This window comes from Streptomyces sp. CA-181903, assembly GCF_050937075.1.
In the GTDB taxonomy this organism is placed as follows: Bacteria; Actinomycetota; Actinomycetes; order Streptomycetales; family Streptomycetaceae; genus Streptomyces.
Map to the genome: position 1 here is coordinate 2,909,776 of NZ_JBNJLY010000001.1, position 24,115 is coordinate 2,933,890.

Sequence of the window (24,115 nt, forward strand, 5' to 3'; positions counted from 1 at the left end):
CCCGGATCCTTCAGCATTTCGTCCTACTTTTCCTGCTGCTTACGCCAGCGGATGCCGGCCTCCAGGAAGCCGTCGATGTCACCGTCGAGAACGGCCTGCGGGTTGCCGACCTCGTGCTCGGTGCGCAGGTCCTTCACCATCTGGTAGGGGTGCAGGACGTACGAACGCATCTGGTTGCCCCAGGAGCCGCCGCTGTCGCCCTTGAGGGCGTCCATCTTGGCCTGCTCCTCCTGGCGGCGCCGCTCCAGCAGCTTGGCCTGGAGGACGTTCATCGCGGTCGCCTTGTTCTGGATCTGCGAGCGCTCGTTCTGGCAGGAGACGACGATGCCGGTCGGGAGGTGCGTCAGTCGCACCGCGGAGTCGGTGGTGTTGACGCCCTGGCCGCCGGGGCCGGAGGAGCGGTACACGTCGACGCGCAGCTCGGACTCGTCGATCTCGACGTGGTCGGTCTGCTCGACCACGGGCAGCACCTCGACGCCCGCGAAGGACGTCTGGCGGCGGCCCTGGTTGTCGAAGGGCGAGATGCGGACGAGGCGGTGGGTGCCCTGCTCGACGGAGAGGGTGCCGTAGGCGTAGGGGACCTGGACGGCGAAGGTGGTCGACTTGATGCCGGCCTCTTCGGCGTACGAGGTCTCGTAGATCTCCGTCTTGTAGCCGTGGCGCTCGGCCCAGCGCAGGTACATCCGCTGGAGCCGCTCGGCGAAGTCGGAGGCGTCCACGCCGCCGGCCTCGGCCCGGATGTTGACGAGCGCCTCACGGGCGTCGTACTCGCCGGACAGAAGGGTGCGGACCTCCATCTCGTCCAGCGCCTTGCGGACGGAGCCCAGCTCCGCCTCGGCCTCGGCGAGGGCGTCGGCGTCGTCCTCGGCCTCGGCGAGCTCGAAGAGCACCCCGAGGTCGTCGATGCGGCCGCGCAGCGTCTCGGCCTTGCGCAGCTCGGCCTGGAGGTGCGACAGCTGACTGGTGATCTTCTGCGCCGCCTCCGGGTCGTCCCACAGCGACGGGGCTGCCGCCTGCTCCTCGAGCACGGCGATGTCGGCCCTCATCTTGTCGAGATCCAGGACGGCCTCGATCGACCCCATGGTGGAGGAGAGGGACTTGAGCTCTTCGGATACGTCAACGACTGCCACGCAACCAGCCTAACCGGTGCGCGGGGCGGCGGGGGACGCCCTGCGGGACCGGGGTGTCCGGCCGGGAACCGGGGGCGCGCGGGACGGTCCCGGCGGCCCCCGGACGACCGGGCGCTCCTCCTTGGACGTGCGGCGCGCCCTCCCCGGGCGGGCGGCGCGTCCGCTACGGGAGTTCGCCCTGGGGCGTGTCCGTGCGGTGCACGCCCGGCTTGGCATCGCCGGAGTCGTGGTGGGCGGTGGCCAGCCAGCCGCCCACGCCGGCCGCCGCGGCCAGGGCCGCCGCCGCGGCGCCCAGCTTGATCCGGCGGCGGCGCCGGGCCTCGGCGGGGGTGCGGTGCCGGGCGGAGCCGGCCCGGGGCTCACCGGCGGCCCGAGGGGCGCGGGCCGTGCCGTGCGCGCCGCCCGCGAGCTCCTCGGGACCCGGTACGCGCATGCTCGTATGCGTGTCCCGGGTGGAGTCGAAGGCCGGGGTGGGCACGAGGGGGACCGCACCCCGGCGACGCGGCGCGGGCGCCGCCCCGGCGGGCGCACCCTGCCCGTCGTACGCCGTACCGGGAGCCCCCGCGCCGTCGCCGGACGTGTCACCGTGACCGGCGTACTCCGCGTGCTCCTCGGCACCCGGCTCGTCGATGTCCAGCGGCGGCAGCCCGGCCAGGCCGGGAAGCAGTTCCCGCAGGCGGGAGGCCAGCTCGGAGGCGCGCAGCCGGGAGGCGGGCGCCTTGGCCAGGCACTGGACGATCAGCTGCCACAGCTCGTCGGGGATGCCCGGCAGCGGCGCCACCGTCTCGGTGACGTGCCGCCGCAGGACGGCCCCGGGGTGCCCGCCGCCGAACGGCGTGAACCCGGCGAGCAGCTCGTAGAGGACGGTCGCCAGCGCGTACACGTCGACGGAGGCGCGCGGCGGCAGCCCCTCGATGATCTCGGGCGCGAGGTAGTCGGGGGTGCCGATGACGCTCCGCTGCGCGGCCCCCGGCCGCCCGCGCCCGGCTGCCGCTCCCGGGCCGGGCGCGGGGCGTCCACGAGGCGGGCGATGCCGAAGTCGGTGAGCAGCGCCGGATGGGCGCCGCCGGGCCCGAGCGGGCCCTGCATGTCGAGGAGGACGTTCTCCGGTTTGACGTCGCGGTGGACGACCCCGGCCTTGTGTGCGGCGGCCAGGGCGTCGGCGACGTCCGCGACGATGGCGACGGCCGCCTCGGGCGCCAGCCGGCGCTCGTGGTCGAGCCGGGTGCGCAGGTCCGTGCCCCGGACCAGGTCCATCACCAGGGCGAGGTCGGCGCCGTCCACGACCAGGTCGCGGACGCCGACCACGCGCGGGTGGTCGAGACCGAGGAGGGCGGCGCGCTCCTGGACGAACCGGCCGACGAGCTCCTGGTCGGACGCGAGGTCCTCGCGCAGGAGCTTGATCGCGACCGGGCCCTCGGGCCCCTCGCCGAGCCACACCGTTCCGGCGCTGCCCCGGCCGAGGACCTGGTGGGCGGTGTACCGGCTGCCGATCTTCCGTGCCAAGACTGTTCCCCGACTCCTCCGACATCCGACAGGCGCGTCAGCGACAACCTACGCGGCCGAGGGGATGCTAGGGGCACCGGCCGGTGCCGGACGCCCATTCCGCGGCACAAGCCACCCTACGGGTGGCGGCCCGTTCCGGACCCCGGCCGTCCACCGGTCGCGTTCCCGCCGGCCGGTTGTGTTTTCGAGGCCGGGGCGCAACGTTTCACCACCCCGGCCGGATGGGCCGACATCCCGGCGGCATCCCATCGGCACCACCTACCGGCACCCACCGGCACCCGTCGGCGTCACATCGTCCGCCGCTCCGTCCGGGGCCGTCCGGGGCCGTCCGTCCGGGACTACGCCTTCGACCCCAGCTCGGACACCCAGTCCTTGGCCTTGGTGACCCAGTCCCAGGCGGCGTCCCAGAAGCTCCTGCCGTCGGCGACCCAGTCCTTCAGCGGGGTGAACTCCCACACCGCCCAGGAACCGATGACCAAGATGACGATCACAAAAAGGCAGCCCTTGAGGCACCCGAGGCCAGGGATGCGCATGGGATTCGCGCTGCGCTGCCGGGGCGGACGGGGCTCACGCCGGGGCGCGGGCTCCGGCTCGGGGGCGCGTACCGCTGCGGCTCCGGAGCGGGCGCGGGCTGCTGCCGGCGCGGCTCGGGGCGACGACGCTCGGGCCGCTCGGGGGCGGGCCGCTGCGGCGCGGCCTGACGCTGTTGCTGCGGCTGCTGCGGCGGGTACTGCTGCGCCTGCTGCTGCGGATAAGAGGACTGCTGGGGGTTGGGGTACGGAGGGTTCCCGTAACCCTGCCGGTCCGGGTAGCCCTGCTGCGGATACGGCTGCTGATAGGGCTGCTGCTGGTACGGCTGCTGCTGCGGGGCCGGGCGGCGGGTGGGGCGCCGGCGCAGCGGGTCCTCGCTGGGGTCCAGGTACTGGACCTGCGTCTGGTCGTTGCGGTCGCGGGCCGCGCGCAGCTGCGTCTGCCAGGGGTGCGGGCCGTCGGCCTGCTGCTGGTCCGGGTCGACGGGCGGCATGGCGCGCGTCGGGTCCGCCCCGCCGTACCCGCCGGGGCCGGTGGGCATGACCCGGGTGCCGTCTGGGCCCGGCGCGGAGCCGGTGGGCAGGATCCGGGTCGGGCCGGCGTCGGGGCCCGGCGGGGTGCTGGGCAGCACGCTGGTGGCCGCGTTCGGGTCATACGCGCCCGGGCCCCGGCCGGCCGACGGGTCGACGGTCGGGGGCAGCACCTGGGTGGGGTCCGCGTCGCCGAAGCCGGCGCCGGGCCCGCCCTGACCCGCCTGGCCGGTACCGGGGACGGGGGCCGGCTGCGGGTCCGGGGCGAGCAGCGCGGCGACGCCGAGCGCCGCCTCCGCCTGGGCCGGGCTGGCGTGCACACCGATGCCGGCCGCCACCACGCGCAGGGCACGGGCCAGGCTCTCGGCGCTCGGCCGCTCCTCCGGGCGCTTGCGGAGGCAGCGGTCGATGACCGTCCACAGGGGCTCGGGGACGGTGGTGGGGCGGCGCGGCTCCGCGCTCAGATGCTGGTGCAGCACCTCCAGGGCGGTCGCCCCAGCGAACGGCGGGCGGCCGGTGACCAGCTCGTACAGCAGGATGCCGGCGCCGTAGATGTCGACGGCGGAGGTCTGCGGGCGGCCCTCGGCGGACTCCGGGGCGACGTACGCCGGGGTGCCGACGAACTCGTGGGTGCGGGTCAGTCCTGGCGAGTCCGCGAGGCGGGCGATGCCGAAGTCCGTGAGCATCGGGTGCATCCGGCCGTCCTCGTTCTTCAGGAGGACGTTGGCCGGCTTGAGGTCGCGGTGGACGATGCCGTCGGCGTGGCTGGCCGCCAGGGCGTCGGCGATCTGGGCGGTCAGCAGGGCCGCGGCCACCGGGGTGAACGGGCCGTTCTCCCGCAGGTAGCGGTGCAGGTCCGGGCCGTCGACCAGGTCCATCACCAGGGCCAGCAGGTCGCCCTCGACGACGAGGTCGCGGGTACGGACGATGTTCGGGTGGGTGAGCCGCAGCAGCACGGAGCGCTCGCGCAGGAAGCGCATGACGACGTCCGCGTCGTTGGCCAGCTCCTCCTTGAGGACCTTGATGGCGACGGTCTCGCCGGGCTGCCCGGCCACGGCCGCCTCGGCACCCGCCGCCTCCCGCTGGCTCGCCCGCCAGACGGTGCCCGTCGCTCCGCGTCCGAGCGGCTCTTCGAGCAGGTATTTGCTGCCTACCGGCCGCACGTCATGCGCTCCCTGGTCGTGTGCTCCGGCCCGGTGGCCGGCCCGCGGTCGTGCCGCGAACCGGATGCCGGGCCGCTTCTTCGTTCCGGTTCTTCCCGGTTCTTCGTTCCGGTTCTTCCCGGTTCTCGCCGGTTGTCCTCGGTTCGGTCCGGCCTTCCGGCTCCCGGTCTCCCGGGACCGGCCCTCCGGCCCACTGTAGTGCGGCCCCACGCGCCGCCGTCCTGGCGAATCGGTGGGGCACGGGGGAAAGACGCGCCGCCGGGACGGTTGGTTGCCACGGGCGGTGGCGGGAGTTCCGGCGGGGGCGCGGGCGGGCGTGGGCCGGCAAGGTCAGGCCAGGTCAGGGTGTCGCCAAACGAAGGAAAGCGAAGAAGAAAGGAAGAAAGTCCCCAAGTATCCGATCGATCCACGATCGCGATCGGACGTTTTCTCCACCACACCGTACGGGCCGCCGGATTTCAAGATCACGAAACGGGTTGCGCCGGGCACACTGTCAGTGGCAGGTGCGAGGATGCTCGCAGCACGGTGCGGTGGGGGCGGAGCCGAGGCCCCGCGCTCCGTGGTGACCTGTACGTGCCGAAGCGCCCGTGCGGCCGGTGGGGGAGCGTCCTGCCCCTGTCGGGTGCATCAGGGGCAGGAAGGGACTGTGGACGCCGATGCAGATCCGGCTGACCGTCCTCGGGCCGTCGCTCGGCGGCCACGCCGCGCACGCCTGCGACGTTCTGGTGACCGCTCCGGCGGGCACCGCCCTCGCCGGTGTGACGAGCGGTCTGGCCGCCGTCCTGGCCGCGGCCGGTTCCGACCTCGGTACCGGGGCCGTCACCGTCTACGCGGGCACCGAGCGGCTGGACGCCCAGCGCTGCGCGCTGGGCGAGCCCCCGCTGATCGACGGCGCGGTGCTCTCCCTCGGCGCCCCCGCCGACCCGGAGCGGCACCCCACCACGCCCCTCGCCCTGCTGGCGGAGACCACCGCCCGGCTCCACGTCGTCTCCGGGCCGGACGCGGGCGGGGTGCACCTGCTGCACGGCGGCGAGGTCCGCATCGGCCGCTCCTCGACGGCCGACATCCCGGTGGACGACCCCGACGTCTCCCGGCTGCACTGCGCGGTCACCCTGGGCGACGACGGCCGTGTGACCCTCCACGACCTCGGCTCGACCAACGGCACCACCCTGGACGCGACCCCGGTCGACGAACGTCCTGTGCCGTTCCGCCCCGGGGCACTGCTCCGCGCGGGCGAATCGACCCTGGTCCTGCACGGTCCCGACGGCACGGACGGCCGTTCCGCCACGTCCGTCCCCGCGACCGGCGCGACGACGGAAGGGCCCGGTTCGCCGCTTCTCCTCCCCACATCGCCCGACGGCGAGGGACACCTTCGGGTGACGCCCCGGGCACACCGTCCGACGACCGTCACCCGGACGGACGTCCCCGGGCCTCGGGACGCGGACGCGGGACGCCGCCCGGACGGGCGCGCGGCGGGCGGTGCGAGCAGTGCGAACGGGACGGCCGGGGGCGCCCCGGCGCACGCGCCGTCGCGCGACGGCGCCGGTTCCGGACCGGCCGGGCGGAGCACGCCGGTCACGCCCGACGGGCGGTCCGCCGCGTCGGGCACGGACGGGCGCGGGAGCGGGCAGGGACGCGCGGAGACGCCCGACCGCCGCACCGCGCGCTCTGCCGAGACCGCCGCGACGGCCAGGGCCGCCGGCGCATATGGCACACACGGGCTGCCGCACGGCGGCACGGGCTCCGCGCCGGCCGCGCCCGACGGGCGGCCCGCCGCCTCGGGAGCGGAGGCACCCGGAGACACGCAGGGGCACGCGGAGGCGCCCGGCCGCACTGCGCGGGCCGCCGGGACCGCCGGCGGAACGGCGTTCGCCGGGGCGGGTTCCGCCGAGTCCCGGCCGGATCTCCGCTCCGGCACCACCGGTTCCCGCAGTTTCCAAGACGATCACGGCCCAGGCAGGGCACAGCCGTCCGGAACCACCACTACGCCCCACGCCGCCGAGCCGGCACCCGTAGTCCGTCCCGCCGGAGACGCGGCACGCGCCGGTCAGCACCACGGATCCGGCCACTCCCCCGAAGCGGCCGACGTTCCGTCCGCCGGGCAGACGCGCGCCCACGGGCCGCGCTCCGGGGCCGCGGCCCCGCGCACGCGGGGGCTGTCCGGCAGGGAGGGTGCGGCCGTGGAGGCCCGCGCGGCCGGTTCCGGTCCGTCGCAGGCCGATGCCGCAGCCGACGGCGTACCGGAGTCCGGGGCGTCCCGGGCCGGGCGGGTGCCCGCCCACCGGCCGGCGAGCGCGTCCCCCGGCACGAACCACACATCCCGGAGCAGCGACGCCGACGGCTCGGCGACAGCGGGAAGCCCGCAGCACCGCGCCCCGTCCACCACGGGCACCCACGCCTCCCCCAAGACCCGGCGGCGGTGTCCGCCGGTCCCGACGCGTCCCCCGCCGGCACCCGCCCGGACGCGGGCTCCCGGCCGGGAGCCCGTGGTGAGTCGGCGGCCGAGGCCGGGCACGACCCGTCGGCCGGAGCCGTGGACGGTCGGGCGCCGAGCGCGGCCCGCCCTCCGCACGGCGAGGAGTACGGCACGCACGGCCGCGGGGTGGCGGGAGACACCCAGCGGCCCCCGGCCGCCGGGCAGTTCGGGAGTTCCCGGCAGGGAATCGCCGAGACGGCGGTGTATCCGGCCCAGGGCCGGCCACGCAGTACGCGTGACGGAGCGGCGACCGTGCCGGACGCGGCCCGGGACGGCCTGTCGCCGCAGGACACCGGGGCCTCCGCCCGGGACGCCGCGCACCCGGCGCAGGGCACCGCCACGTCCCGCCCCGACCGCGCCGTCATGGACCACCGGACGCCCGGCGCGGCCCCCCGCGCGGGCTCAGAAGACCGTGCCGCGCGCGCCGACGGACCGGCGGCCGGCGGCTCGGCGCAGCCGTACGAGGCCCCCACCCCGGCCACCCGTGTCACCGCCGACGGCGGCGGAACGGCGGGTTCGAACCGCTCGGCAAAGGACGGGACCCCCGCCGGACGCGGCGGTGAATCGGCGCCGCGCGGCTCCCGGATGAGCGGATTCGCCTACGACACGTCGGGGGGCCGTACGGACTCCGGCTGCCGGCCGTCGGAAGCGGCCGGGCGCGGACGCGGACCGGGCGCGCCGGACCGGGCACGCGACCTCGGCGGCGCCCGGGCGGCGGATCCGGGTGCGGCCCCGCAGACCGGGGCCCGGTCGGGTGGCGGACGAGGCCAGGAGGCGGGGGCCGACTCCCGCTTCCGTCCCGGTTCCGGTTCCGGTGCGCAGCGGCCGGGTTGGGCCGGGCAGGCCCCCGACTCAGGCGCCGCACCTGGCGACGGCCGCGCCTGGGACGCGACTTCACGCACGGGCGGCGCGACCCCGGCCGGTCACGGCCACGGCGCCCCCACGCTCCGACAGGGAGCCACAAGCCCCGACGACCGTCAGGCGGGCGCTCCCGGCCAGGGCTCCCGCGTGCCGGGGGGCTCCGATGAGCCGGCCGGCCGTGACGGCTCGTTCCGTCACACCGGTGTGGCACGAGCCGGCGGCGCGTCCGAGACACGAGGCGTTCCGGGCGGCGGGCGGCCGGGGAACGCCGGAGCGTCCCCGGCCGCGGCCGACGGCCATGACAGCCACGTACCCGGCGCGGGCTCCGCGACGTCCCGCGTCCCCGCGACCGCCGACTCCGAACGCAGCACGCACGCGCGCGGGTTCAGGGCGGAGGGCGTCGCCACAGACGGCGGTTCCCGGACGGAGGGCGCGGAGGCACTCGACGCCGCTCGACGTGCCGTCACCCACCACGGTGACCCGACGGCGACCGACAGCCGGCGCACCGCCGCGGGCGCGAGCATTCCCGGGCAGGCCAGGGCCGCGAGCGGCGCCGAGGTGCCGGGGCGTGCCGCGTCCGCCCCCTCCGCCACGTCCGCCCCCTCCGCCACGTCCGCCCCCTCCGCCACGTCCCCCTCCACCGCGACGGACAGCGCGCGGTGGGGCCACGACGGGACGGGTCACCGGGCCCGCGGTTCGTCCGCCGCCGCGGAGGACTCCGGAAGCAGGCGACGCGCGCCGGGTGCCGGGCTGTCGGCGGACGGCCGGACGGACGCCGGCCCGGCGGAGGCCGCCACCTCCGCGAACGGCGCCCGACGCGGCATGACCACGGGTACGACCGGTACCGGCACCGCCCGCTTCGCCGCGGCCTCGACGGCCGACGAGTCCCGCACCGGCAGTCTCCCCGGCCACTCCGGTCGCACGGCGCCTCACGTACCCCAGCCTCACGTACCCCAACAGCCCCGCACCGAGCACCGGGACGCCGCTCCCGTCACCGGGCCGGACACGCCTTCGAGGGCCGGACGCCCCTCCAGGGCCACCGGCCGCGACTCCGGCACCGGCCACCCCGTACCCGGCGCCGAGCACGCCCCCGGCACCGCTTCGGCGCACGCCCCGGCCGCGCCGACGACCGACCACCGGGGAGCCGCGCATCTCCGCTCCTCGGCGGCCGAGCCCTCCGCGCCCGCCCCCGTCACGGGCGGACTCGCCGGGCAGCGCAGGACCGACGCGCTCGCGGCGCACGCGCCCAGGGTCACCGCACGGATCCCCGTCGGCTCCGAGGCCGCGGACACCGCCCCGGCCCCCGGGCTGGACGCCCCTTCCGGCGACGGTTTCGGCGACGGCAACCGCCCGGCCGCCACATCGCACGCGCCCGTCGCATCGCACCCCGCCCCGGCAACCGCGACGAACGCGGAGCCGGCCGACCCCGGTTCGGCAGCCGTACCCGCGCCCGCTGCCGGAAAGCGCCCCCGCGGCCGCGGCATAGCGGCCTGGGCGCGCCGCCTGACCGGCGGTCGCGGCGACCGTCAGCCGCAGACCGCCGACACCGGCGCCGACGACGTCCGGCTCCCGGTCACCGCTGTGGCCGTCGAAGCGGGCACCGGGCGCGCGGACGCGCACAGCGCCGCCGCGACCGCCGTGAGTCTGCGTGAGCGCTGGCCGGACCCGGCCGCCGTACTGCTCACGGCGCTCGGCCCGGGCCCGCGCCTGTGGGAGCGCGGCCCGGACCACGCGGACCTGCTGACCGTCCGCCTGGGTACGGCCGACCGCTACGCCCCCGCCCCGGACACGGCCACCGGCCGCACCCTGTTGCCCGCCGTGCCCGTCACCGTCCCCCTGCGGCAGGCCGGTTCGCTCGGGCTGGCCGGGCCCCGGGGGCGGCTGGCCGGACTGGCCCGGTCCGCTCTCGCCCACCTCGCGGCCCTGCACTCGCCGTCGGTGCTGGAGTTCGTCCTGATCGCCGCCGATCCCGCCCGCCCCGCGGACCGGCGGCAGGCGGAGTGGGCCTGGCTGGGCTGGCTCCCGCATCTCCGCCCGGCGTACGGCCAGGACTGCCGGCTGCTGGTCGCCTACGACCGGGAGCAGGCCGCGGCGCGCGTCGCCGAGCTGGTGCGCCGGCTGGACGACGGCCCGCTCGGCCCCGGCTGGCCGACCGCTTCCCCGGAGGACGTCGCGGCGGCGGCCGACCGCCACCCCGGGCCGTACACGGTGGTGATCGTGGACGGCGACCCGGGCACGTCCACGCTGCGCGAGACCGTCGCCCGGCTGGCCGCGCGCGGCGGCGCCGCGGGCGTCCACCTGATCTGCCTCGCCGAGGCACCGGCGACGACGGCCAGTTCCCCGGTCCCGGCGGCGCTGGAGACCGCCGCCGCCGGCTCCCCCGCGTTCCCGCACTGCGGTGCGGTGGCGCTGCTCGGCGGCGACGTGGCCACGGTGGTGCAGGTCATCGACCGGGCCGCGCTGCCGGGCGACCGGTCCGCGTCCGCCCCGGCGCCCGGCGGCTCGGTCGTGGCCGCGGTGGACGCCGTGTCCGGCGCCTGGGCGGAGCGGTTCGCCCGGGCCCTCGCGCCGCTGCGGGTCACCGACGCCGACCCGACGGGCCGTTCGGCGCGCGTCGCCGCCCTGCCCAGGACCGCGCGGCTGCTGGACGAGCTCGGCCTGGCCCGCGCCACCCCCGCCTCGCTGACCGCCCGCTGGGCCGAGGCCACCGACCCCGGCAGCCGCCCCGGCGGCCGGGCCGTCGCCGTCCTCGGCGCGGGCCCGCACGGTCCGCTCGCCGTCGACCTGGCGGCCGACGGCCCGCACCTGCTGGTCGAGGGCGGCCCGGGCAGCGGCAAGACGGAGCTGCTGCGCTCGCTGGCCGCCTCGCTCGCCGCCGCCGACCGGCCGGACCGGCTCTCCCTCGTCCTCGTGGACGGCGCGGCGGCCGAACGCGGCGAGGGCCTGCGCGTGTGCACGGACCTGCCGCACGTCTCCACCTACCTGGCGGCCTCCGACCCGGTGCGGATGCGGGAGTTCGCGCAGGCCCTCGGTTCGGAGCTGAAACGCCGCGCCGAGCTGCTGGGCACGCTCGACTTCGCCGCCTGGCACGAGCGGCACGCCCCGCCGTCGCCCCAGGTGGTGGGCCCCCGGCGGTCCGCCGACCCGTCGTCCGGCGACCTGGACTCGCCCCCCACCGGCACCCTCCGGCTGCGCCCCGCGCGGGGCGGCGACAGCGCCGCCCGGACGGCCGAGACCGCGCTGCCGCGGCTCGTCGTCCTGGTCGACGACTACGACGCGCTGGTCGCCCCGGCCCTCGGCAGCACCGGCCGGCCGGCCGCCGGTTCGGTGGTCCGGGCCCTGGAAGCCGTCGCCCGGGACGGCGAGCGGCTCGGCATCCACCTGGTCGCCGCCTCCGGCCGCCCGGACCGCACCGACAGCACCGAGGCCGCCGAACGGGCCGCCCTGCGGGCGGCGTTGGAGATCGCCCCGGCCGAGACGGGGGCGCAGGGCGACGGCGGGCCGGCGCCCGGCCGGGGCCGGCTGCGCCGCCCCGACGACGAGGCCGCGACCCCGTTCCAGGCGGGCCGGGTCACCGGCCGCATCCCCCGGACGGCGACGCTCCGCCCGACCGTGGTCCCGCTGGACTGGCAGCGCATGGGCGATCCGCCGACCCGCCGGCCGGTGCGCGAGCTGGGCAACGGCCCGACCGACCTGGCCCTGCTCGCCAGCGCCCTGCAGCGGGCCGCCCAGTCGGCGGGCGCCCGCCCGGCGCCGCCCCTGCTGTGACCCGGCGGCGGTCCGGCGCGGGGCCGCGTCGGCGCCGCGCCGGACCGGGCCCCCGTCACCGCGAGCGTGGTGCCGGCGCGGCACCGTGCCAGGTCGGGCACGCGTCACCGCCGCAGTGGTGCCCGCGCGGCACCGTGCCGGGCCGGGCTCGCATCACCGCAGGTGCGTGCCGGTAGCCGCGTCGAGCCGGGACCGGGTGCGCGCCGCAGCCGGGGTCGCCCGGACCGCCGGCACCCGGCCCGGTGGACGCCCGCCGCCGCCACCGCGTGATCCGTTCCCGCCCCCGGAAACGGCCCCGGGGCGCGTCCACCGCGACCCGGTGCCCGCCCACGGCCCGGGAGGCGCCCGTCGACACCCCGGGCGGAATCGGCGCCAATGACATCTTCCGGGCCCTTCCGGACCCTTCCGCCCCACCGCTCCCGCGCCTCCCCGGCCGTTTCCGAACGTCCGCCCACGCGACATCACATCCCGGTCACGATCGGCGAGTTGACACCGGAGCCGCTATTGCGGGCACCTCCGGGGCGGCGTAGGACTGTCGCACGGGAGTGCGGTCGTACGGGGGACGACGTACGGGGCGGCCGTCCGCTGCGACCGGGCACGGAAGGGACGGCAATGCGTACAACGCTGTGGAGGAACCGCGTGGCGCGCGGCGCGCTGGCGGTGCTGGCCTCGGGCGCCCTTGCCCTGTCGGCGGCGGCCTGCGGTGGTGGCGGTGACGGTGACAGTGACGGGAAGAAGGACGAGGGGAAGCCGAACGCCTCCGCGTCCGGCTCCTCGGACGTCATACCGAACACCGTCCGGCTCCCCAAGCTGAACGGGCAGAAGCTCAAGGTGACCGCCGTCTGGACCGGCGCCGAGCAGGCCAACTTCACCAAGGTCCTCGACGAGTTCGCCAAGCGCACCGGCGCCTCGGTCTCGTACGTCCCCAGCGGCGACGACATGTCGGCGTTCATCGGCTCGAAGGTCGCGGGCGGCGACCCGCCGGACGTCGCGCTCCTGCAACAGCCGGGCGCGCTGCGCGAGTTCGCGGAGAAGGGCTGGCTCAAGCCGCTCTCCACCGAGGCCACCACGGAGCTGCGGAAGAACTTCGCCAAGGGCTGGGTGGACCTCGGCTCCCACCAGGGCAAGCCGTACGGCGTCTACTTCAAGGCCAGCAACAAGTCGCTGGTCTGGTACAACACCAAGATCTTCGATGCCGCGGGCGTCAAGGAGCCGGCGACCTGGCCGGAGCTGATGAAGACGGCCCAGGCGATCGCCGACTACGGCGTCTCCCCGGTCTCGATCGGCGGCGCGGACGGCTGGACGCTCACCGACTGGTTCGAGAACGTCTATCTCTCCCAGGCCGGCCCCGAGAAGTACGACCAGCTGGCCGCACACAAGATCAAGTGGACGGATCCGTCCGTCAAGGACGCCCTCACCACGCTGGGGCAGCTGCTCGGCAAGAAGGAACTGCTGGCGGGCGGCAACAGCGGGGCGCTCCAGACGCAGTTCCCCACCTCCGTCACCCAGACGTTCAGCGGCGGCGAGAAGGCGAAGGCCGCCATGGTGTACGAGGGGGACTTCGCCGCCGCGAACATCACCGCTGCCAAGGCGAAGATCGGCACGGACGCCAAGGTCTTCCCGTTCCCGAAGGTGGGCGACCGGGCCCCGGTGGTCACCGGCGGCGACGTGGGCGTGGCCCTCAAGGACGGGCAGGCCGCGCAGGCGCTGCTGACCTTCCTGGCCTCGCCGGACGCGGCGCAGGTCTGGGCCCACCGCGGCGGCTTCATCTCCGGCAACAAGAACCTGGATCTCGCCGCCTATCCGGACGACACCCAGCGGACCATCGCCAAGGCGCTGGTGCAGGCCGGCGACGCGTTCCGGTTCGACATGTCGGACCAAGCGCCGGCGGCCTTCGGCGGCAAGCCGGGCCAGGGCGAGTGGAAGGACCTCCAGGACTTCCTGCGGAACCCGGCGGACGTGGCGGGCATCCAGCAGCGGCTGGAGTCCGACGCGGCCAAGGCATTTAAGAACTGACGGGCCCGGTCCCATGAGCTCCGTCACGACGGGGGTCCCACCGGGCCCCGGCACTGTGCGGCCGCAACGGAAGCAACGGGGGCGGCGGACCGTCCTGGGCACCCGCCCCTGGGTGGCCGCGCTGTTCCTGCTGCCCGCGCTGGTCCTGCTGGGCGCGCTGGTCGTCTACCCGATCGGCTGGTCCGTCCACCGCAGCTTCTTCGACGCCTCGGGCGACGGCTTCGTGGGGCTGGACAACTACCACGAGGTCTTCTCCGACGACCGGATCCGCACCGCTCTGAAGAACAACGTCATCTGGGTCGTCGTCGCCCCCAGCATCGCCACCGTCCTCGGCCTGATCTTCGCCGTGCTGACCGAACGGGTGCGCTGGGGAACGGCGTTCAAGATGATCGTCTTCATGCCGATGGCGATCTCCATGCTCGCCGCGGGCATCATCTTCCGCCTGGTGTACGAGCAGGACCCGGACCGCGGCGTCGCGAACGCCGTGTGGGTCGGCATCCACGACACCTTCTCCGACCCCGCGCCCTACCCGGGCGCGCGCCCTCGCCCCAACGGCGACCTCGCCGCCGCCTCCGACGGCTCGTTCACCTCCAAGTCGGTGCTCCGGCAGGGCAGTCCGGCGGCCGTGCCGCTGGTGGCGGTGAAGCCGGGGGACGCCAAGGGAGCGCGGGACGCCGTACCCGCCCGGCCCGAGCCCGGGAAGGTGACGGGCACCGTCTGGCTGGACTTCGTCCGGGGCGGCGGTGGCACCCCGGGCCGGATCGACCAGGGCGAGAAGGCCCTGTCGGGCATCACCGTGCAGGCCGTGAAGGACGGCCGGACGGTGGCCTCCGCCACCACCGCCGCCGACGGGACGTTCACGCTCCCGGCGAAGGCCGACGGTGCCCGGCTGCGGCTGCCCGCGGGCAACTTCGCCGAGCGCTACCGCGGCGCCGAATGGCTCGGCCCGACGCTGGTCACCCCCTCGATCATCGGCGCGTACATCTGGATGTGGGCCGGCTTCGCGATGGTCCTCATCGCGGCGGGCCTGGCGGGCGTGCCCCGCGAACTGCTGGAGGCCGCCCGGGTGGACGGCGCCAACGAATGGCAGGTCTTCCGCCGCGTCACCGTGCCGCTGCTGGCGCCCGTGCTCGGGGTCGTCGTCATCACGCTGGTGATCAACGTCCTGAAGATCTTCGACCTCGTGTACATCATCGCCCCCGGCTCCAGCCTGCCGGACGCCAACGTGCTGGCGCTCCAGCTCTACCAGTCGTCCTTCGGCACGGCCGTCAACCAGGGCCTGGGCAGCGCCATCGCCGTGCTCCTGCTGTTGCTGGTGCTGCCGGTGGTGATCGTGAACATCCGGCGCATGCGTAAGGAGCGGCGGCGATGACCACTGCGGACCCCCTCACCGGCGCACCCGCGCCCTCCGCCACCACCGTGCGGCCCCGGCGGTCCCTGCCCGCGCGGCTGGCCTCCCGCCTCGGCGGCGGCGTCACCCGCTTCTTCCTCGTCGCCGTCGGGCTGTTCTGGCTGATGCCGACGGTCGGACTGCTCCTCTCCTCGCTCCGGGACCGGTCGGACATCGCGTCCTCCGGGTGGTGGAAGGTCTTCAGCCACCCGGGGCAGCTGACGACGTCGAGCTACGACACGCTGTTCCACAACGACAAGGTGATGCACTCGCTGCTCACCACCACCTTCATCACCGTGCCGGCGACGGTCCTGGTGATCCTCATCGGCGCGTTCGCGGGCTACGCCTTCGCCTGGCTCGACTTCCCGGGCCGCGACTGGTGGTTCATGGCCGTCGTCGCCCTCCTCGTGGTGCCCGTCCAGGTCGCCCTCATCCCGGTGGCGAAGCTCTTCAACACCCTCGGCATCTTCGAGACGACCGCGGGCGTGGTGCTCTTCCACACGGCGTTCGGGCTGCCGTTCGCCATCTTCCTGCTCCGCAACTTCTTCGCCGAGATCCCCCGCGAGCTCCTGGAGGCGGCCCGGCTGGACGGCGCGGGCGAGTTCCGGCTGTTCTTCCGGGTGGTCCTGCCGCTGGGCGGCCCGGCCATCGCCTCCCTGGGGATCTTCCAGTTCCTCTGGGTGTGGAACGACATGCTGGTCGGACTGATCTTCGCGGACAGCGCCAACCCCCCGATCACCGTGGCCCTCCAGCAGCAGGTGCGGCAGTTCGGCGACAACGTGGACATCCTCGCCTCGGGCGCCTTCCTCTCCATGATCGTGCCGCTGGCGGTGTTCTTCGCCTTCCAACGGCAGTTCGTGAGCGGCGTGATGGCGGGTGCGGTGAAGTAGCGCGCGGCACGCCCGGACGCGCGGCCGGAGGGGACGGCCGGACGGGCTGCGGGAGGGACGGCCGGACGGGCGCCGGGAGAGAGGGCCGGACGGGCGCCGGCCGCTCCCCCGGTCACGGCGCCCGCCCCCGCGGCGGACCGCACGTGTACCGGGAGACCGAGCCCCCGCGCACGTACACCGTCGACTCCGGCCGCGCGCGGCACAGTTCCCCGAGCACCCGCGTCTTGGCGGTCTCCGCACGCTGGGCGCGGAACCAGCGGCCGCCCACGGTGGTCGTGTCCGACACCACCCACACCGGCCGCCCAGCCGGCAGCGCGGCCAGCCGAGCGCGCAGCTCCGCCGCGCCGACCTCCTCCCCGTAGAGCGTGCCGGAGGCGGCGGCCGAGCGCTTGAGGGTGAGGTCCCGCAGGCCGGTGAACTCCTCCGGGTAGAAGAGGGCTGTCCGCCGTTCGTGGTGCGGCAGGAACAGCACCGCGTCCCCCGGCCGCGCCAGCCGCCCGACCGCCCGGGCCACCGCCGCCGGTTCGTCCCCGCGACTGCCCGGCAGCCGCTCGCGCTGCTGCTGGGGCAGCTGCCACACGAACCCGGCCGCCACCAGGACCGCCCCGGCCGCCGCCACCGCCCGCTGCCCGGGCAGCGCCCCCAGCACCCGCTCCAGCCCCGCGGCGGCCAGCAACGGCACGCCCGCCACGCTGAACAGCAGATACCGGTCCAGGAACAGGGGCGTGCGCTGCGACGCGGCGTAGAGGAGGACGGGCGGGACGAGCGCCAGCGGCAGGGCCACCGCGTTCAGCGGGAGCCGCCGCGCCCCGGGCGGGCCGGTCCGCGGCAGCGGCGCCACCAGGGCGAGGGCGGCCAGCGCGAGTGTCACGCCGGCGATGAGACCGGTGGGGCCCGCGAAGGCGAGCACGAGCCCCTTCGCCTCCGCGTACCCGGGCGTCCGGATCCAGGAGACCTGCGCGCTCTGCCGCCGGGACAGCACCGCCAAGGGTGCCGCCGCGGCACAGGCGGCCAGGCCCGCGTACAGCCACCCGCGCCAGGTCCGCCACGGCACCCGGGAGGCGAGGAGGGTCAGCCCGTGCGCCGCGAGCAACAGGATCGCGAACTCGTGCAGCAGGGAGGTGACGGCCACGACGGCCCCGTAGCCGGTCCAGCGGAGCCCGGTCCCCCGTTCTGCGGCCCGCACCAGCAGCCAGGTGGCCCCCGCCGCCCCCGCCGCGACCAGCGCGTACGAACGCCCTTCCTGGGCGTAGTGCCCGACGAACGGGGTGGCGGCGTACGCCAGTCCGGCCCACAGCCCCACCCGGGGCCGCGCGAGCCGGCACCCGATCGCCGCGACGAGGGCCGCCGTCCCGGCCGCGGCGGCGACGGACGGCAGCCGCACCGTCACCTCGTCGTCGTGCACGGCCACGACGGCGTGCATCAGCAGGTAGTACAGGCCGTGCACGAGGTCGACGTCGCGGAGCAGCCGCACGATCTCCGGCAGCGACCGGCGAGCCACCTGAAGGGTGGCCCCCTCGTCACGCCACACGGTCCTGCGGTCCAGCCCCCACAGACCGAGGACGAGCATCACCCCGCCCGGCAGCAGGACGGCCGCCGTCGCCGCTCGCGAGCGGCCGGCACGGCTCGCGCCCACGGCGCCGTCCGTCCCGCGCGGCCGCCCCCGGGCCCGTCCGGGCGGCGTACCGCCCCCGCCGTCCCGCGCCCCGGGCACCGGCCCGGCCGCCGGTCCCGCGCCGTCCTCCCGCCCGAGGGCACCCTCCGCCGCACCGCCTCCCACGTCCGCGCGGTCACCGACCGCACCCCTCGAACCGCCCCGCCCGGTCAGCACCGCGCGCAATGGCCCCCGCACCATCGCCTCCCCCTTCCAGTCCGTCCAGTCCACGATCAGTGACCCACGCCCGGCACACCCGGGCCCAGAATCACCCGATTCATCCCTCTTAACCGATAAAAATGTCTTTCGTGACAGTGAACGAGAGCGGAACCCCTGCCCTGCCACGCGCTCCCGGCACCCTGCCCACCGGCCTCGTCACCGTGATCGTCATCGGCTACGACGACGCCGCCCACATCGCCACCGCCGTGCGGTCGGCCCTCGCGCAGGGCCCCGCCGTCGCCGAGGTCATCGCCGTCGACGACGCCTCCACGGACGGCACCGGTGCCGTCCTCGACCGGCTGGCCGCCCGCGACCCCCGGCTCCGGGTCATCCACCGCGCCGTCAACAGCGGCGGCTGCGGCACCCCGCGCAACGACGGCGTCCGGGCCGCGGGGACGCGGTACGTGATGTTCCTCGACAGCGACGACGTCCTCCCGGAGGGCGCCGCGGAGACGCTCCTGGCCGCCGCCCTCCGCCATGAGGCGCCCGTCGCCGCCGGCCTGTGCGTACGCCGCGAGCTCCCCCAGCGCCTCGACACCCGCTGGCAGCCCGGCCTCTACCGCGCCGCCGCCCTGCACCGCTCCCCCGAGCACCATCCCGCGCTCCTCCACGACACCCTCTGCGTCAACAAGCTCTACGACCGCCGCTTCCTCACCGAGCACGGCATCACCTTCCCCGAAGGGGCCTATCCCTACGAGGACTTCGTCTTCAGCGCCCGCCTCCTCGCCGCCGCCCCCCGCATCGCGACCGTCCCCGACACCGTCTACGTCTGGCACGTGCGGCGCGGCGCCCGCCGGCCGTCGATCTCCCTGGACCGGGACCGGATCGGCAACTGGCACGCCCGGCTGCGCGCCCACCGGCGCGGGGTGGAGATCTACCGGGCGGCCGGCCGGGACCCGCTCGCACACGCCGCGCGGGTGAAGTTCCTCGACCACGACCTGCGCATGTACGTCCGGGAACTGCCCGCCCGCGGCGACGGCTACCGGCACGCCTGGTGGCGTGCCACCCGCGAGTGCCTGACCGGCTATGCCGAAGCGGAGCTGGCCGCGGCCGGGGCCCCCGCCCGCTGGATCGCGCGGGTCGTGCTGGCCGCCGCGGACCCGCGCGACCTCGACCGCCTCGCCCAGCTCGCCGCCCGCCCGGCCCGGCTGCTGCCGCCCTACGCCCGGGCCGGCGGCCGTCCCGTCTGGGCGGAGGACCTGCCCGCGGTCACTCTCGACGGCCTCGTCGGCCCCGGAGCCGCACCCGCCCGCCGGCTGCCGGTGTCCGTCGACGCCACGCTCCGCCTGCTGACCGGCCCGCCCCGGGCCGAGCTCCGGCTCCGCGTCCACGAACTCTACGGACGGCTCGCCGCGGCCCGCCCGCACACCGTGGACGTCGAACTCCGGCCGCGCGGCGGCGGCACGGCGCTCGAAGCCCGCGCCTCCCTCTCGCCCGACGGCCCCGACTGGACCGCCCGGCTGTGGATCGGCCTGGGCCCACTGGCCGCACCGGGGCACGGCCACCGGCCGCGCACCTGGGACCTGCGGGTCCGGCTGCACTGCGCGCACGGCGGCGTCATCCGCACCGCCGTCCGGGCGGCCGGCGGCACCCTGGGCCGCCGCGCCCTGCCCAGCGCACGTCACGGGCTGCTGCTGGTGCACCCGTACGCGGCGGCGAACGGCTCGCTCTCCCTGCGGATCGCCGCCGGACCGCGGTGCGCGCTGCTCCTCGCCGCGCGGCGCCTCCGCCCCCTCCGAACCACCCGTCCGTAACGCCCGGAAGGACCAGAACGGACCCGCCGCGCACCATCGGGAACAGGTCCGCGCCGTCCTCTCCCACCGACGCCACGAGGAACCGCCCCGGCACCCGGCACCCACGTTCCGACGAGGCCCGACACCGCTTCCGCGCCCCGCGGTCGCTCCCCGTCGCCACCGGGAGCCACGCGCGACCCCCACCTTGGGAACCGTTCGAACCTCGCGGACCTTGCGAACCGTCCGAAGACACCCCCGAAGTCCACCCCCACACCCCACCCTCACCGGTCCACCTCCTCGAACAGTTCCTCCCACCGGTCCAGCACCCCCGGCAGCGCCAGCGGCGCCACGTGCTCCCGCGCGGCCCGCCCGTACCGCTCCCGCAGCCCCGCGTCCCGCACCAACTCCCCCAGCGCCGAGGCCAGAGCATCCCCGTCCCCGGCGGCACCAGCACCCCGGTCCGCCCGTGGTCCACCAACTCCCGCACCCCGCCCGACAGATCGAAGCTCACGCACGGCACCCCGCAGGCGGACGCCTCCGCCAGGGCCATGGGCCGGCCCTCGCACTCGCTGGTGAGCGCCACCACGGACAGCTCCCGGTAGGCGGGGGCCATGTCCCGGACGGTGCCCCGGAAGCGGACCCGGTCCGCGATCCCGTGCCGTACGGCCCGTTCGCGCAGGGCCGCCTCCTCCGGACCATCCCCGAAGAAGTGCAGCTCCCAGTCCGGCCGCCCGGCGCAGGCCGCGGCGAACGCGTCGACGAGGCGGTCGAGCCGTTTGACCGGCTCCAGCCGGCCGACCGCGCCGACGCGCCGGGTGTCCAGCGGTGCCGGCGGTCCGGGGGCGAAGGGGAGCGGGTTGGGCACCACCGCCGCGTTGGGAAGGCGCCGGCGGCGGAACTCCTCGGCGTCCGGCTCGCTGAGGAACACCGCCTTCTCCAGGGCCGGGTAGTGCCGCAGGATCAGCCGGAGGTTGGCGGACGCCGCGGCCTGCGCGAAGGACTCGTGGTACTGGCCGACGGCCTTCAGGTGCCGGTGGTCCACCGTCCGCAGCCAGTCCGCCGCCCACGGCGACCCGATGACGACGTAGCCGTGCGGCACGGCCGCGAACCGCCGGGCGAGCCGCTCCCGGGCCCGCTCCCCGTCCCGCCGTGCCGCGCGCAGGGCCCGCAGCCGGGACGGCCGCAACCGCTCGGCCGGACTGACGGCGTCCCGGGCGGGCGTCGCCGGCATGCGGTGCAGCGTGGCCCGTCGATAGGCCGGGCGCGCGTGGTAGGTGTGCGGTTCGGGGCTGGGACGGATGCCGATCAGCTCCACCCGGTGCCCGCGCTCCGCGAAACCCTGGGCGAGGGTGTGCAGCACCCGCTGGGAGCCACCCATCGAGTCCACGTCGATGCCGACCAGGAAGAGGTTGCGGCGGGAGGCGGCTGGACCGCGGCTCTCCGGCGGCCGGTTCATCGTGCGTCCCCGGTGAAGAAGAGGTCGACCACGGCCTTGGCGGCCCGCCCGGTCTCGTACGGGTTGAACCGCGCCCGGAACCTGTCGTACGCCCCCGCCCACTCCTCCCGTACCGCCCCCAGGTCCCGCAGTGCCGCGGCGAGTTCACCGGTCCCGGTGAGCAGCGGACCGGGGGCGATGTCCGTCAGCTCGTAGTAGGTGCCGCGCAGGGTGGACCGGTAGGCCGGGTAGTCGTCGGCGTAGAGCAGCACCGGCCGGCCCAGGTTGACGTAGTCGAACATGACGGACGAGTAGTCGGTGAGGAGCGCGTCCGAGGCCAGCAACAGGTCGTTCAGGTCGGCGAACTCCCGCCCGTCGCGCACCGCGTGACCCACCTCCCGGGCGACCGTGAACCGCTCGTAGTAGTGCGGCCGGACCACCACCGTCCACTCGTCCCCCACCCGGCGCACGAGCTCTTCGAGGTCCACCCGGATCGACTCGCCGCTGGCCCGCGCGCCGTCGCGGAAGGTCGGCGCGTAGAGCAGCACCTTCTTCCCGTCGGGGATTTCGAGCCGCTCGCGGGCGGCGGCGGCCCGCTCACGCTGGGCGGGTTCGTCCCACCGGACGAGGACGTCGTTGCGCGGGAGGCCGGTGCGCAGCAGCTCGCCGCCGTAGGCGTTGCCGCGGACGAAGGTGCGTTCGAACTCCTCGCTGGGGGCGATGAGGGCGTCCCAGCGGTCGACCATGGCCCGGTGCCGTGCCCGCCGGGCGGGCCCGGCGAGCCGCAGCTCGGGGGCGTCGTAACCCATGTGCTTGAGCGCCTGGCCGTGCCAGGTCTGGAGGTAGCGGGTGCCGGGGTGCTTGGGAACGTGCGCGGGGAAGCCGTGCGAGTCGATCCAGTAGCGGGCGCGGGCGACCGTCCGGACGTACTCCCAGCTGCCGCGCCGGACCAGCGGTACGCCCTTCGGGTAGCCGGCCCGGCTGCCGCTGTACGACCAGACGGCGTACAGCGGGAGGTCGCGGCGGAGCAGCTCCTCGTGGATGTAGCGGGGGCTGTCGGCGTAGCCGCGGCCCTCCAGCGCCTCGAAGACGACGAGCTGTTCGTCGACGGGGAGCCGGTGGAGCTCGTGGGAGACCAGGGCCTTGGCGCCGGGCCCGGTGACCCGGCGGGCCAGCCGCGCGCAGCGGGCGCGGACGGGTTCCAGACGCGGGGCCAGGGCTTCGGCGCGGGCCCGCGGGCCGGTCCGCTCCCACCGGATCTCCAGCCGCCCCGGCCCCCCGTCCTCGCAGCCGACGCGGACGTCGTGCCCGCCGACGCGGGCCAGCAGCCCGGGCCGCCCTGCGGGGGCGAGGACGGGATCGGTGCGGCGCAGCCCCAGCCGGCCGAGGGTCACCACCGGATGGCGCCGGCCGGTGAAGCCCTTGGGGCCGAGCGGCACCCGGGCCAGGTCGAGGACGAGCTCCGCGCTGCGGACACCGGCGTCGTCGGGCGCCGGGGCGTAGCCGAAGGGGATGACGAGGGGGGCGGCCCGGGCGGCGACGCGGAGTTCGGCGGTGACGTCGGCGGGGCCGGCGAGGAGCCCGCCCGGGTCGTAGGTGCGCAGGGTGATCCGCAGCCGGGTGCCGTGCGGTTCGACGAGCGTCACCTCGTGGCGGAGCGGGCCGGTGGTGAAGGGCTGGGCGTCCAGGTGCCAGTCGGTGACGTCGAGTTCGGCGGCCTCCCGGGCGTCCGCGGGCGCGGTGCCGCCCCAGTAGGTGCGCCCCTCGTGCCGGACGACGCGGCGCGGGGCGAGCCGCGGCCGGTCGAGGGTGCGCGCGCACTCGGCGGCCTCGGCGAGGCGCCCGGCGCTCAGCAGGTACTGGCAGATCCGCTGTTCCCGGGGCAGGGCCTCGACCGCCCGCGGGTCGACGTCGGCCAGGAAGGGGGTGACGACCTCCGCGAACCGCTCGGCCCACCGCCGGTCCCGGAACGGCAGGTCGCCGAGGTGGAGGCGGAGGGCGTGGCGGAGGACCGCCTCGTCCTTGGCCGGTTTGAGCGCCGTGCGGCCCGCCTCCTCCAGGAAGGCGTCGGTCATCCGGGAGGCGGTGACGCGGTCCCTGATGTTCCGGATGCGATGTCTGCCGGAGGAGATGGAGAGGGTGGCCGGGTCGGCGGCCAGCCGCCAGGTGTAGACGGACCAGGGGACGACGGCGAAGCGTTCGGCGAGCGTGTAGGCGCGGGCGCTGAAGTACTGGTCCTCGTAGTGGATGTGCTCGGGGAAGCGCAGCCGGTGGCGGGCGAGGAAATCGGCGCGGTAGAGCTTGTTGGTGGAGAGGTGGTCGAGGAAGTACTCGGGGGCCGACTCGATGCCGTCCACGACGCGGGGTTCGGCGAACAGGCGGGGGTACCAGAGGCCGGTGGTGCCGGTGGCCTCGTAGAGCCGGGTGACCTCGCCGGCCACCAGGTCGGCGCCGGTCCGTTCGGCGGTGAGCAGCAGGGATTTGCAGGCGTGGTACGGCAGTTCGTCGTCGCTGTCGAGGAACATCAGGTACGGCGCGCGGGCGGCGTCGACGCCCGCGTTGCGCGGCGCCCCGCAGCCGCCGCTGTTGACGGGCAGCCGGAGAGCGCTCACCCGCGGGTCGGCGGCGGCCAGCCGGCGCACCTGCTCGGGGGTGCCGTCGGTGGAGCAGTCGTCCACGACGATCACTTCGAGGTTGCGCAGCGACTGGCCGAGGACGGACCGCACGGCACGCGGCAGCCGGTCCTCGTCGTTGTGGACGATGACGACGACGCTGACGTCGGGGACGGGACGCGGGGGCGCGGCGGGCACAAG

Annotated in this window: 11 protein-coding genes and 2 pseudogenes; 6 read left to right on the top strand and 7 right to left on the bottom strand. The window is 76.1% G+C overall.

Translation table 11 applies throughout. The features are described from left to right. Positions 1-23: 23 nt before the first annotated feature. From prfB to ACQEVS_RS13075, 4 genes and pseudogenes are all read right to left on the bottom strand, one after another. Positions 24-1,130, bottom strand: coding sequence for a peptide chain release factor 2 (prfB, locus tag ACQEVS_RS13060; protein ID WP_433019609.1), 1,107 nt, complete (start codon positions 1,128-1,130; stop codon positions 24-26). 163 nt (positions 1,131-1,293) lie between these two features. Next, positions 1,294-2,636: pseudogene (locus tag ACQEVS_RS13065) on the bottom strand (serine/threonine-protein kinase). A 338-nt stretch (positions 2,637-2,974) separates the two neighbouring features. After that, on the bottom strand, positions 2,975-3,127 hold the full coding sequence (locus tag ACQEVS_RS13070; RefSeq protein ID WP_433019612.1) for a hypothetical protein: 153 nt from the start codon (positions 3,125-3,127) through the stop codon (positions 2,975-2,977). Further along, positions 3,124-4,860: a serine/threonine-protein kinase gene (locus ACQEVS_RS13075; protein ID WP_433019615.1), complete on the bottom strand. Its 1,737-nt coding sequence runs from the start codon at positions 4,858-4,860 to the stop codon at positions 3,124-3,126. The genes ACQEVS_RS13070 and ACQEVS_RS13075 overlap by 4 nt, the downstream gene beginning before the upstream one ends. 656 nt (positions 4,861-5,516) lie before the next feature. Between ACQEVS_RS13075 and ACQEVS_RS13080 the strand changes: the two genes are divergently transcribed. The 5 genes from ACQEVS_RS13080 (at position 5,517) to ACQEVS_RS13100 (ending at position 16,261) form a co-directional block, all read left to right on the top strand. Then, on the top strand, positions 5,517-7,925 hold the full coding sequence (locus ACQEVS_RS13080; protein WP_433019618.1) for an FHA domain-containing protein: 2,409 nt from the start codon (positions 5,517-5,519) through the stop codon (positions 7,923-7,925). A 476-nt stretch (positions 7,926-8,401) separates the two neighbouring features. Next, complete coding sequence (locus ACQEVS_RS13085) at positions 8,402-11,965, top strand: FtsK/SpoIIIE domain-containing protein (RefSeq protein WP_433019621.1); 3,564 nt, start codon at positions 8,402-8,404, stop codon at positions 11,963-11,965. Positions 11,966-12,577: 612 nt separating this feature from the next. Then, complete coding sequence (locus ACQEVS_RS13090; RefSeq protein ID WP_433019624.1) at positions 12,578-13,981, top strand: ABC transporter substrate-binding protein; 1,404 nt, start codon at positions 12,578-12,580, stop codon at positions 13,979-13,981. Between the two features lie 13 nt (positions 13,982-13,994). Then, positions 13,995-15,353 (top strand): carbohydrate ABC transporter permease, encoded by a 1,359-nt coding sequence (locus ACQEVS_RS13095; protein WP_433019627.1) that lies wholly within the window; start codon positions 13,995-13,997, stop codon positions 15,351-15,353. Beyond that, positions 15,350-16,261, top strand: coding sequence for a carbohydrate ABC transporter permease (locus ACQEVS_RS13100; protein ID WP_433019630.1), 912 nt, complete (start codon positions 15,350-15,352; stop codon positions 16,259-16,261). Before ACQEVS_RS13095 ends, ACQEVS_RS13100 begins: the two co-directional genes overlap by 4 nt. 112 nt (positions 16,262-16,373) lie before the next feature. On the opposite strand, the gene ACQEVS_RS13105 is transcribed toward ACQEVS_RS13100, so the two are convergent. After that, positions 16,374-18,146, bottom strand: coding sequence for a glycosyltransferase family 39 protein (locus ACQEVS_RS13105; RefSeq protein ID WP_433019633.1), 1,773 nt, complete (start codon positions 18,144-18,146; stop codon positions 16,374-16,376). 83 nt (positions 18,147-18,229) lie between these two features. On the opposite strand from ACQEVS_RS13105, the gene ACQEVS_RS13110 reads away from it, so the two are divergent. Further along, complete coding sequence (locus tag ACQEVS_RS13110) at positions 18,230-19,888, top strand: glycosyltransferase family 2 protein (RefSeq protein WP_433027517.1); 1,659 nt, start codon at positions 18,230-18,232, stop codon at positions 19,886-19,888. A 475-nt stretch (positions 19,889-20,363) separates the two neighbouring features. Here the strand turns inward: ACQEVS_RS13110 and ACQEVS_RS13115 are convergent. Together ACQEVS_RS13115 and ACQEVS_RS13120 are read right to left on the bottom strand one after the other, a co-directional pair. Next, positions 20,364-21,323, bottom strand: a pseudogene (locus ACQEVS_RS13115) (glycosyltransferase); the annotation flags it as partial. Beyond that, positions 21,320-24,112: a bifunctional glycosyltransferase/CDP-glycerol:glycerophosphate glycerophosphotransferase gene (locus ACQEVS_RS13120; protein ID WP_433019636.1), complete on the bottom strand. Its 2,793-nt coding sequence runs from the start codon at positions 24,110-24,112 to the stop codon at positions 21,320-21,322. The pseudogene ACQEVS_RS13115 and the gene ACQEVS_RS13120, both read right to left, overlap by 4 nt. Positions 24,113-24,115 lie beyond the last annotated feature (3 nt).